Below are 11,869 nucleotides of genomic sequence, written 5' to 3'. Positions count from 1 at the left end.
ATGTTTGATGTTGTAGTACTCACGGATTCGCGGTATTTGAATCCAAAAAAAAATGGCCAACTGATCGAAAATGTGCTTTTGGAGGATCAATTGGTTTTAGATGCTCTGGAAAAAAATGGGTTGCGGACCACACGAAAAGCATGGGACGATGCTGATTTTGATTGGAAATCGACCAAATATGCCCTTTTTAGATCCACCTGGGATTGTTTTGACCGCTTTGAAGAATTTACCTCATGGTTTGAACAAACAAAGGACTTGACCCAGTTCATTAATCCGTATACACTGATTTCATGGAATATAGATAAGCATTACCTGAATGATTTGGCAAGTAATGGAATCAATATTCCCAAGACTCTGTTTGTCGAACCTCGGGCGGAAATCACCTTGGAGGAAGCTATCGATAAAGCCATACAGCAATTGAATTTCGATTCTGAAACTCTCGTTCTCAAACCTTGCATTGCAGGTGGTGCAAGACACACATACAAGTTTCATAGCAGCGAATGGGAAAAACATGATGCCCTGTTCCAAGAATTGATCGCTTCGGAAACCATGATGCTACAGGAGTTCCAAAAAAACATTGTTGCGCAAGGAGAAATTTCCATAGTGATGTTCAATGGAGGGTATTCGCACGCGATATTAAAAGTTGCGAAGCCCGGCGATTTTAGAGTTCAGGATGATTATGGGGGATCCATTCATAACTATCAACCTTTGCAGGAGGAAATCGAATTTGCCCAGCGTGTGCTTCATGCCAGTCCGGAAATGCCGATATATGCCCGGGTCGATATTTTTAGGGACAATAATGGGAATTTGGCATTGGCCGAATTGGAAATTTTTGAGCCCGAACTTTGGTTTCGACGTTATCCAGAAGCTGCTAACTTTTTTGCAGAAAGTATCAAGGAAAAGTTGTTTGATTGATGTCGGTCCTATTCCGTCAGCAATCTCAAGAACACCTCAAGCGCCTGATTGTTTGTCTTTTTGTTCCAAACAGCAAAAAGTTCTGTTTTAAAAGGCTCGTCTTTGAGCTCAATAAAGTTGATTTTGTATTTGGCCCCCAAGGTCAACGACTTGGGCACAATTGAAATCCCCAGCCCGCTTTCCACCAACTTAAAAATGGCAGGGCCATTTATGGATTGATGTGTAATCTTTGGTGTAAAACCATAACTCGCACAAAGTCCTATTATTTGGTGATAGTAGGATTGACTTTGCTGATTGGGAAATAGTATAAAAGATTCCCGCGACAGTTGTTTTAGGCTTTTGAAATTCTCAGCGTTTACCGAATGTTTTCGGGGTAAAACCAAACATAAGTTTTCCACTGCAACGGATTTAAAGTTCATCGTACTTGGCACCTCATTGGAACGCATCAAACCAACATCTAATTGGTTTCGTTCCAACAGGTCCAATTGCACCTGATTGCTCCCTTCCTGCAAAACAAATTGGATTTTCGGATAGGCTTGGTTCAATTCCTTTATTTTTTGGGGTAGAAACTCCTGAATTGCAGAACCCACAAAGCCAATTTTTATCATTCCGGTGTGCCCTGCCAGGGAAACACCCCATCGCTCCATGGAACTTTGCATCTGACCTATGATGATTTCTGCTTCGGTTTTGAAAAGTTCACCTGCATGACTCAATTCCACCTTACGATTATGCCTTTTAAAAAGCGCCTGTTTTAAGATAACCTCAAGTCGCTGTATTTGTTGGCTCAAGGCCGATTGGGAAATCAATAATCGTTCAGCAGCCTGCCCGTAGTGCAAGGTATCAGCAAGAGTCAAAAAATAATTAAGGTGTCGTATTTCCAATTGATTATACAAACTAATCATTCAATATAAATTAATAATTAAATATGATTAAATGTACAACTAATTTTGTACTGGATTATTATCACTAAAGCATAGATTATGAAATTTGATGACAACACCCCTTTGGATATTATTTTGAAATCAATTTTTAACCCCTATAAAAGAAGTGTAGCTGATGTAGAAGCTATAAGTTGCGCTATGATCAACAAGGGGTTGATTGGTAAGGAGGAGGACATTATCAATGATCATATTGCCTTTCGGACCTTGGGAGTACCCAACTTGGGGATAGCTTCCTTGGAAAAAATATTTCTAGCTTACGGATATCGGAGAAAAGAAGCATACTATTTTCAAGAAAAAAAATTGGACGCATATTGGTATGCTCCACCACATCCAAAGTATCCACGGATTTTTATTAGCGAGCTCAGGGTGCAGGAGCTACCTCAGAACGCTCAAACCATCATCAAAAAATATACAGCCCACATTACAAAGGATCCTGTGGATTCCTTGGATTTTGCAAGCCCTAAAGAAGTGGGTGAATTCTTTTACCAACCGCTGTGGGATGTTCCTTCGCTTGACGAATTTTTGGAGTTGGCCAAGGCAACCGAATATGCGGCTTGGGTTATTTACAATAGATATTATCTTAATCATTATACCATAAGTGTGCATGCATTGCCAGAACCCTACAACACCTTAAAAGCGTTCAATTCCTTTTTGGAGGAAATTGGTATTGTGCTGAATACCGCTGGAGGTAAAATCAAGATAAGTAAGGATGGGCTTCTAAAGCAAAGTAGTTCTGTGGCCAAAATGGTGAATGCCACTTTTGCCAACGGGGAACAAATGAAGATAGCTGGCAGCTATGTGGAATTTGCAGAAAGATTACCATTACCCGAATTTCAGGGCATGCCCAAAACTCTTCTAAAGCAGGAGCATCTTCGTGAAGGATTCGAATCGGCCAATGCCGACAAGATATTTGAAAGCACGTATGATGAGCAGGTGAAAAAAGCGGTCAACTGCTCTTAACCTGACCTACTTGTCGTTTCAATTCTTCCATGGACTGCTGAAGTTGTCGTAGTAAACCTGTCTCTGTTGTTGCATCAACATTAAAGGTAAGCTTACTACTTACCTCCCATATCTCCTGTATTTGGAAGGGTTTGATCTCATATGGAGGATAAGTCTCATTTAAGGAAACCAAGGTGACATTGTTGGAATTTGGTCGCTTTTCAATCTTTTTCACCATAACCGAATCCTGAAGCACCACCACATACATTTTACTGGAGCTTACATGGTCAATATGTTCTATGGCCCTGGCCAAAACCCACTCGCCCGGTCTAAGATTTGGCAGCATACTGTCTCCTTCTACCTGAAACCCTCGATATGTGGCATTCCTAAATTCAGGAATGGGCAAATCAAAAGCCGGTAACTGTTGGTACCAGCTGGTATCTTGAATATTTTGTGGGTAGCCCGCAGCAGCTTTCGCATTTACCAAGACCATATTGTCCTGATCCGCGCTATCGACCGTAACCACTTTGGGAATAACACTTGTTTTGGCTGTATCCAAATGTTTTTGGTCACTTTCGCCAAACAACCAAAGGGGGTTTATCTTGAATTGTTTTAACAGCTCCGCCACTACCCTACCCGATAATTTGGTGCGGCCACGTTCGATATCGGCAGTTGTATTGGAAATTCCCAACATTTTGGCAAATTCTGCTTGTGTATGCCCAAGTTCCCTTCGTATTTCCGTAAACCGTTTTAAGGTCAGTTCATTTTCCATAGTGCTTTCTATTGATTACTTGGGTCTTTAAAAAGTTGGATTAAATCCCAATTTTTCACGGTACCACGCCAGTCTTAGTACCCCAAATATAGCTAAATTGGATTATTTCCAAAAAAATATTTGGATTATTTCCATATTTAGGAATAATTCCATAATTTTGGATTAATTACAAAATGTGTGAATCATGAGAAATTCAACAACTTTAGTTTACGATGGAACCTTTAATGGTTTTCTTACCGCTGTTTTCGTTGCTTTTGAAGAAAAAATCAACGTTAGCGATATTCAAAAGAATGGACAGAACCAAAGTGTTCTATTTTCTGATACCAAGACTATTTTCACGCATGTTGACAGGGCAAAGCGTGTATGGAACGGTATTCGGAGCAGGAGTCATAATGCCATTACCAATATATATTTCTCGTTTTTAAGTGAATCTGAAGGCATTGAGCTCACCTTGTATACTTATATCCAAAAGCTAATGGAGTCCAACGCTGGAAACCATTTGAATTATTCAGATGGTGTTGTCCAAAGAGTCAACCAACTGGCGAGCTCCGTACGAAGGGAAAAACAACGTACAGAAAGCTTGGTAGGATTCCAACTGACTAAGGATGAAGTGCATTTTGCCACTATTGAGCCAGATTCAAATGTCCTACCCCTTGTTTCCAAACATTTTAGGAATCTCTTATCCGATCAAAGTTGGTTGATCTATGATATCAAACGTAAATATGGCATCTATTACAATCAGGACCATGTCGAAATGGTTTCCTTAAATCTAAAGGATATCCACTTTACCAAAATCCATAAAAGTGATGCCTTTCTGAATGATGAGTATGATTACCAAACACTTTGGAACGATTACTTTAAAAGTACCGAGATCAAATCTTTGATCAATAGAAAATTGCGTACTGCCCAAGTCTCTAAGAGCGATAAAAAATATCTGTCAACAGAAAAAGAAGCGGTGTAGTCCATTACTTGGATCGTTCCCCAACAAATTGGTCGCTTTTATTTTTAAACAGTACATTGAACGAGGTAAGACTCCCATAGATTCGGGTGATATATTGCTGCAGATCCACTTTTTCCTGATCGTCCAAATTTTTGCTGCTGTTTATTTTTTGCTCCATTACCCTGATTCTATCCCGAACCATAACTATCTTATGAAAAAAGGTGTCGATGGGCATTTCTTTGGATGCCAATCCATCTTCGGGCTCCAAAATCAATTTCCCCTTCTTCCACTTATCTGCTAAGGCCACTTTTTCATGCGTGTCACTCCATTTTTCCAAAATTTTGACCAAGGAACGCTCTACATCAAAAAAGCTAACGGTGTCAACATCATCCTCCACGCCCTCAATAACCTCAAATTCCGAATCCAAGTCGATGGTTTCCAAACCATTTTCCAAAAAAGTGACCCAATAATGTCTCGAGGATACATTGGTAACAACTCCTTTGCCGTATTCAGGATGATCAATTCGGGATCCAATGCCAAGTAATTTCATATTGCTATAATTGATTGTTGGTATATTATATCAGGTTTTTCATTGTGGCTGCCAAAAATAATCTACTCTTTTTCAAATGCCAACAGGGTTTCATAAAAATCGTTATAAATTTTGCATCGATGGAGCCATAAAAGCCATAATTCTATTTCCACCATCCCTAGAGGTTGCAATCGTGATTACTTTACAAAACAGAAAGCTAAACCTGCTTCATTTTTAAATCCCAAATCGTTATTTTTGAAGTTTGCTATAATTTTTATGATTAACTACGAAGAACATATTGAGGTCAAGGGCGCAAGGGTCCATAACCTCAAAAATATTGATGTTACAATTCCCCGGGAGAAGCTCGTAGTGATCACCGGACTTTCTGGTAGCGGAAAATCCTCTCTTGCCTTTGATACTATATATGCCGAAGGTCAAAGAAGGTATATTGAAACCTTTTCGGCCTATGCGAGACAATTTTTGGGAGGTTTGGAACGGCCTGATGTTGACAAAATCGATGGCCTTTCCCCAGTAATTGCGATTGAGCAAAAAACCACATCAAAATCTCCTCGTTCAACGGTTGGAACCATTACGGAGGTATACGACTTTTTGCGTCTTCTTTTTGCCCGGGCCGGGGATGCTTACAGCTATAACAGCGGAGAAAAGATGGTTAGCTATAGCGATGAGCAGATCAAAAATCTTATCATTGATTCCTATCGCGATAAGAAAATAAACGTATTGGCACCTGTGGTAAAATCCCGTAAGGGTCATTATAGGGAACTTTTTGAACAGATTGCCAAGCAGGGTTTTGTCAAGGTTCGTGTAGACGGTGAAATCATGGATATCACCAAAGGCATGAAAGTCGATCGCTATAAGACCCACGATATAGAAATTGTAATTGACCGTCTAAAGGTTACCGAAAGTGAAGATTTCCACAAAAGACTTAACGAGACCATCAATACAGCAATGTATAGCGGTGACAATGTGCTCATGGTTTTGCAAGAGGGCGAATCGGTACCGAGATATTTTAGCCGGGATTTGATGTGCCCTTCTACTGGTATTTCATATCCCACGCCTGAACCTAATACATTTTCCTTCAACTCACCAAAGGGAATGTGTCCCGTTTGCAATGGTTTGGGACATATCCATGAGGTAAATGAGCAGAAGATTTTTCCCAATAAAAAGCTTTCAATAAACGCCGGAGGTATTGCTCCACTAGGGGAATACAAGAAATCATGGGCTTTTAAGCAGCTTGAGACTATTGCTCAACGCTATAAATTCAATCTTTCAGACCCTATTTCCAAAATTCCTGCGGAAGCCATGGAGGTAATTCTAAATGGAGGAAAGGATAGTTTTGAAGTGGATTCCAAGACCTTGGGTGTTAAAAGACAATACAAAATAGATTACGAGGGTATTGCCAATTTCATCAAAACACAGTTCGATGAGGCAAATTCTACTTCGATCAAGCGTTGGGCCAAGGATTTTATGGATAAAGTTCCATGTCCCAATTGTGAAGGCGCACGCTTGCGGAAAGAGTCGTTGTATTTCAAGATTGGAAACAAGAACATAGCCGAATTAGCTCAGTTGGATATTGCCGAATTGGCCGATTTCTTTGAAAAACTTGAAAGCACACTTGAAGGCAATCAGCAGAAGATAGCTGAGGAAATTATCAAGGAAATCAAGACCCGAATTCGTTTCTTGCTGGATGTTGGGTTGGATTACCTATCGCTGAATCGAAGCTCCAAATCCCTTTCCGGAGGTGAAGCACAACGCATTCGATTGGCCACCCAGATTGGCTCCCAACTTGTTGGGGTGCTTTATATTTTGGATGAGCCCAGCATAGGACTTCACCAACGGGACAATGAACGTTTGATCAATTCATTAGAATCCTTGCGTGACATCGGAAACTCTGTTATTGTTGTTGAACATGATAGAGATATGATCGAGCATGCAGACCATGTTATCGATATTGGTCCAAAAGCAGGAAGGCATGGGGGTGAAATTATTTCCGAAGGAAAACCCGAAGATTTAAAACATCAAAAGACACTTACTTCCCAATACATATCAGGAGAACTGGAAATACCGGTTCCCCCAAATCGCAGAAAAGGAACTGGCAAAAAGATTGTGATTTCAGGTTGTACCGGAAACAATCTTAAAAATGTTACCGCAGAATTTCCCTTGGGCAAGCTAATTGGAGTCACAGGTGTATCAGGTAGTGGAAAATCCACTTTGATCAATGAAACCCTGTATCCGATTATGAATGCCCATTATTTTAATGGCGTTAAAAAGCCAATGCCCTATAAGAAAATATCAGGGCTCGAACATGTGGATAAGGTAATTGATATTAATCAATCCCCTATTGGACGTACCCCTAGATCAAATCCCGCTACATACACTGGGGTATTTAGTGAAATAAGGGCCTTGTTTGCAAAAACCACCGAAGCGACCATAAGAGGCTATAAGCCGGGGCGTTTCAGTTTTAATGTTGCTGGGGGTCGATGTGAAACTTGCCAAGGCGGTGGGTTGAAAGTGATTGAGATGAATTTCCTCCCTGATGTCTATGTTGAATGCGAAACTTGCAACGGCAAACGTTTTAATAGGGAGACCTTGGAAATTCGGTATAAAGGAAAGTCCATTGCCGACGTTCTCGAAATGACCATCAACGAAGCTGTGGATTTCTTTGAAAACATTCCAAAAATCCACAGAAAGTTAAAGACCATAAAAGATGTGGGCTTGGGTTACATTTCGCTGGGGCAGCAGTCCACTACCCTTTCGGGTGGTGAGGCCCAACGGGTAAAATTAGCTACGGAACTTTCCAAAAGGGATACCGGGAACACCTTTTATATCTTGGATGAACCTACAACGGGACTTCATTTTGAAGATATTAGGGTGTTGATGGAAGTTTTGAACCAATTGGTGGACAAAGGGAATACCATTTTGGTCATAGAACACAATATGGATGTCATAAAAATGATGGATTACATCATAGACATTGGATACGAAGGTGGTCGAGGTGGAGGAATGATCGTTGCAAAAGGCACTCCAGAAGAGGTCGCCAAAGACAATAAAAGTTATACTGCCAAGTTCTTGAAAAAGGAGTTGGACAATTCAAAAAGAAAAATTGCCCCCGCGGTCTGATAAAAAGTAGAAATATGCGAAAAGAACAACACCATAAAGGTTGGAATGAAATAAAGACGAATGACTCATGGGCCATTTTCAAAATAATGGGCGAATTTGTCAATGGTTTTGAGAAAATGAGTGCGATCGGCCCCTGTGTTTCCATTTTCGGATCTGCTAGGACCAAACCAGGAGAACCTTATTACGAGCTCTCCGTAAAGGTCGCCAAAAGTGTAGCCGAGGCAGGTTACGGAATCATTACAGGTGGTGGTCCAGGAATAATGGAGGCAGGTAATAAAGGAGCCCATTCAGCTGGTGGTACCTCGGTGGGTCTTAACATCGACCTTCCTTTTGAACAGCATGACAACCCCTATATCGATGCAGATAAAAACCTCGATTTCGATTACTTTTTTGTCAGAAAGGTCATGTTTGTAAAGTATTCGCAAGGTTTTGTGGTTATGCCGGGAGGTTTCGGAACACTGGATGAATTGTTCGAGGCCATTACATTAATACAAACCAATAAAATACATAAGTTTCCCATAATTTTGGTAGGAACCAAATTCTGGAGCGGACTTTTCGATTGGATTAAGGACACTATGTTGAATGCAGGTAATATAAGCCCAAAAGATTTGGATTTGATCAAATTAGTGGACACTGAAGACGAGGTTGTCCAAATTATCGATGCATTTTACAAAGGGCGAAATCTTAGTCCTAACTTTTAACCCCCTGGTTCTTGTTTCGAAATAATTCTTTTTTACATATAATTTCCTTGCTACATTTTTTGTGCTGCGCAATACTAGTTGGACAGCATACAAATGAAATCACTGCTACCCTTACCCGTGCCAGCAATGAAATCCATGTAAAGCAGAAGTTTACTTATGTAAACAATTCGCAAGATGGGCTCTCAGTGTTGTATTTCAACGACTGGACCCATGCCTACTCCAATAAGAATACGGCTCTTGCCAAACGTTTTGCCGAGGAATTCAAGCGCAATCTGCATTTGGCAAAGGACAAGGAACGAGGCTGTACTGGAATTATGAGCATCGTTGACTCCGAATATACAGGTCTTGAATGGAGGCAGACGGAAGACGAGGATGTATTGCGAGTTAAACTTAACGAGACTTTACAACCGGGAGAATCGGTCCAGTTGTTTTTTACTTATACGGTCAAACTACCGCATTCAAAATTTACGTCTTACGGGCATAACCCCAACGGAAGTTATTATTTGACAGATTGGTACTTGACCCCAGCGGTTTATGACAATGGGTGGAAATTGTATAACAACATGGATCTTGGTGATTTGTATACCGATATTGCAAATACCACCATAGACTTCAAATACCCAAAAGGCTTGTTCCTAGCAACAAATTTTAGCGGATATGGGAATTCCAGTTTTCCTGGTGGGCAATATGTAAAACTAAATGGGATTAATCAAAAAGGTTGTGAAATCATCTTAACCCCAAGGAAAGATTTCACAAAACATGTTACACGTTACATGACGGTGGTAACAGATTTGGATTCCAATAAATACGATAATATTTCCCAAGGCATTTCCATCAATAAGATTGTTGACTTTTTGGATAAAAACCTAGGTCACTTCCCACATACCAATTTGTTGGTCAGCGAAATTGCTTATAACAAATCCCCCTTGTATGGCATAAGCCAACTTCCCTCATTTATCAGGCCCTATGAAGCTCAGTTTCAATTTGAAATGAAGTTTTTGAAGACGGCCCTGCATAGTTTTTTAAAGGAAACATTGTTTTTAGATCCAAGGAAAGAGCGGTGGGTAAATGATGCCATCAGCAATTACCTGATGATAAAATATGTTGAAGAGCATTATCCTGATCAAAAGTTGGCCGGTAAGCTTTCCAGGATTTGGGGTTTTCGAGGGTTCCATCTGGCTCAAATGGACTTTAATGAACAATATGCGCTACTCAGTATGCTTTCCGCTCGAAAAAATATAGATCAAGCACTTACCACACCAAACGATTCTTTGATCAAATTCAACCAGAAAATTGCAAATGGCTACAAGGCAGGATTGGGTATGTCCTATTTGGATGAATACTTGGGAGAGAAGAAAATTGATAGTAGTATTTTATCCTTTTACAAAACCCACAATCTGAAGTCCAAGGTTCAGGCTAGTGATTTTAGAAAAGAAATTGAGCGGTTCGCTGACAAGGATATTGATTGGTTTTTTGATGAATATGTATCGACCCGTAAAAAGATTGATTATAAAATCAAGAAAATAGAAAAGACGGAAGACTCCATTACATTCATCTTAAAAAACAAAAGGGGTACAAAAGTTCCGATTTCCATGTTTGGACTCCAGAAAGATTCTGTAGTCTCACAATATTGGTTCACTGACATTGATACCTCCAGAACATTTACAATTCCACGCAAGGGAGAAGACCGTTTGGTACTTAACTATGACCAAAAAATTCCGGAGTTCAATCAACGGGATAACTGGAAAACACTGAATGGTTTCTTTTCAAGCAATAAAAAACTGAAGTTTCAATTTTTCAAGGATACCGAGGACCCTTATTACAACCAGGTCTTTTATGTGCCCGTGGCCAACTTCAATGTTTATGATGGAATTACCCCTGGATTAAGAATCTACAACAAGACCTTTTTGGAAAGACCCTTTCAGTATGATTTTGCCCCCACCTATTCGTTTTTGGAAAAGACATTGGTTGGAAAAGCAAGTCTTCGCTATCGAAAATACCATGGCAAAAGCGGTCTTTATGTTTCCAATTATTCCTTTTCGGGTTCTACCTCGCATTTCCAGATCAATTCGAGGTTTACAACCCTTACCCCTGCCATTAGTTTTGGGTGGAGACCTGATGATTTGATATCCAATCGAAGACAACTTCTTCTTTTTAGGTATCGAAGTGTTTTTAGAAACATTGATGATGCCATTGCAGACCAGATTGATACAGATCCTGATTACGGTGTATTTAATGTTAGGTTTCGGGACGTTGACAATAGCATTCTCAACTATTCTTCCTGGTTTCTGGATGCACAACACTCCAGTGAGTTTACAAAGTTGGCCTTTGAACTGGAATATCGAAAATTGTTTCAAAGTAACCGACAGCTAAACGTCAGGTTTTACGCTGGAAAGTTTTTAAGAAATAAAACGAATTCTGATTTTTTCAGTTTTGCATTGGATAGGCCAACAGATTATCTATTCGACCTGAATTATTTAGGAAGGTCTGAAAACTCTGGGATTTATAGTCAACAGATTATTATAGCGGAAGGTGGATTTAAGTCCATGTTGGAAAATCCGTTTGCTGATGACTGGATTGCCACAATGAATGCCAGTACGAATATTTGGAGATGGATTGAAGCTTATGGCGATATCGGTTACATTCGAAATCGTGGCGAGAATGCACGTTTTGTATATGACTCAGGTATACGTTTAAATCTTGTTACCGATTATTTCGAACTTTACTTCCCCGTGTATTCCAATCGGGGTTGGGAGATTGCCGACCAAAATTATGGAGAACGTATTCGATTTGTGGTGACCATCAGCCCACGAACACTTATTGGCCTCTTTACCCGAAAGTGGTTTTAATTGCCATATTCACAATAAACGTAGTTCTAAAAATACAATTATTGAGAAATTTGTTATCAAATAGGTAATTTGTTAGCAAATTATTATATTATTAACATCGAACAAGGTTGTCCAACCCAATGTATTTTTGTAATTTTGCAAAAAA

General features: G+C 39.9%; 9 protein-coding genes. 6 read left to right on the top strand and 3 right to left on the bottom strand.

The genetic code is table 11. The features are described from left to right. On the top strand, positions 1–915 hold the full coding sequence (locus ACULLH_RS11685; RefSeq protein ID WP_454088925.1) for an ATP-grasp domain-containing protein: 915 nt from the start codon (positions 1–3) through the stop codon (positions 913–915). Between the two features lie 8 nt (positions 916–923). On the opposite strand, the gene ACULLH_RS11680 is transcribed toward ACULLH_RS11685, so the two are convergent. Further along, the gene (locus tag ACULLH_RS11680; protein ID WP_454088924.1) at positions 924–1,817 is read right to left on the bottom strand and encodes a LysR family transcriptional regulator; all 894 of its coding nucleotides are present in this window, start codon (positions 1,815–1,817) and stop codon (positions 924–926) included. Positions 1,818–1,895: 78 nt separating this feature from the next. On the opposite strand from ACULLH_RS11680, the gene ACULLH_RS11675 reads away from it, so the two are divergent. Beyond that, positions 1,896–2,816: a 2-oxoadipate dioxygenase/decarboxylase family protein gene (locus tag ACULLH_RS11675; RefSeq protein ID WP_454088923.1), complete on the top strand. Its 921-nt coding sequence runs from the start codon at positions 1,896–1,898 to the stop codon at positions 2,814–2,816. Here the strand turns inward: ACULLH_RS11675 and ACULLH_RS11670 are convergent. Beyond that, positions 2,803–3,567 carry an XRE family transcriptional regulator gene (locus tag ACULLH_RS11670; protein ID WP_454088922.1) on the bottom strand — a complete coding sequence of 255 codons (765 nt, stop codon included), beginning with the start codon at positions 3,565–3,567 and terminating at the stop codon, positions 2,803–2,805. The two genes, ACULLH_RS11675 and ACULLH_RS11670, sit on opposite strands and share 14 nt — an antisense overlap. 184 nt (positions 3,568–3,751) lie before the next feature. Here ACULLH_RS11670 and ACULLH_RS11665 point away from each other — a divergent pair, with 184 nt between their 5' ends. Further along, on the top strand, positions 3,752–4,528 hold the full coding sequence (locus tag ACULLH_RS11665; protein ID WP_454088921.1) for a TIGR03915 family putative DNA repair protein: 777 nt from the start codon (positions 3,752–3,754) through the stop codon (positions 4,526–4,528). A gap of 4 nt (positions 4,529–4,532) precedes the next feature. Here the strand turns inward: ACULLH_RS11665 and ACULLH_RS11660 are convergent, their stop codons facing one another. Then, positions 4,533–5,057 (bottom strand): hypothetical protein, encoded by a 525-nt coding sequence (locus ACULLH_RS11660; protein WP_454088920.1) that lies wholly within the window; start codon positions 5,055–5,057, stop codon positions 4,533–4,535. A 255-nt stretch (positions 5,058–5,312) separates the two neighbouring features. Between ACULLH_RS11660 and uvrA the strand changes: the two genes are divergently transcribed. The 3 genes from uvrA to ACULLH_RS11645 are packed head-to-tail and all read left to right on the top strand — an operon-like array spanning position 5,313 to position 11,724. Beyond that, on the top strand, positions 5,313–8,174 hold the full coding sequence (gene uvrA, locus ACULLH_RS11655; protein WP_454089623.1) for an excinuclease ABC subunit UvrA: 2,862 nt from the start codon (positions 5,313–5,315) through the stop codon (positions 8,172–8,174). 14 nt (positions 8,175–8,188) lie between these two features. Continuing rightward, the gene (locus ACULLH_RS11650; RefSeq protein WP_454088919.1) at positions 8,189–8,875 is read left to right on the top strand and encodes an LOG family protein; all 687 of its coding nucleotides are present in this window, start codon (positions 8,189–8,191) and stop codon (positions 8,873–8,875) included. 47 nt (positions 8,876–8,922) lie between these two features. Continuing rightward, positions 8,923–11,724 carry a metalloprotease gene (locus ACULLH_RS11645; RefSeq protein WP_454088918.1) on the top strand — a complete coding sequence of 934 codons (2,802 nt, stop codon included), beginning with the start codon at positions 8,923–8,925 and terminating at the stop codon, positions 11,722–11,724. Positions 11,725–11,869 lie beyond the last annotated feature (145 nt).

The sequence above is a fragment of the Flagellimonas sp. 2504JD4-2 genome, assembly GCF_053642935.1.
Note: the sequence above shows the minus strand (reverse complement) of the source record. Positions and strands in the feature narration are given on the sequence as shown.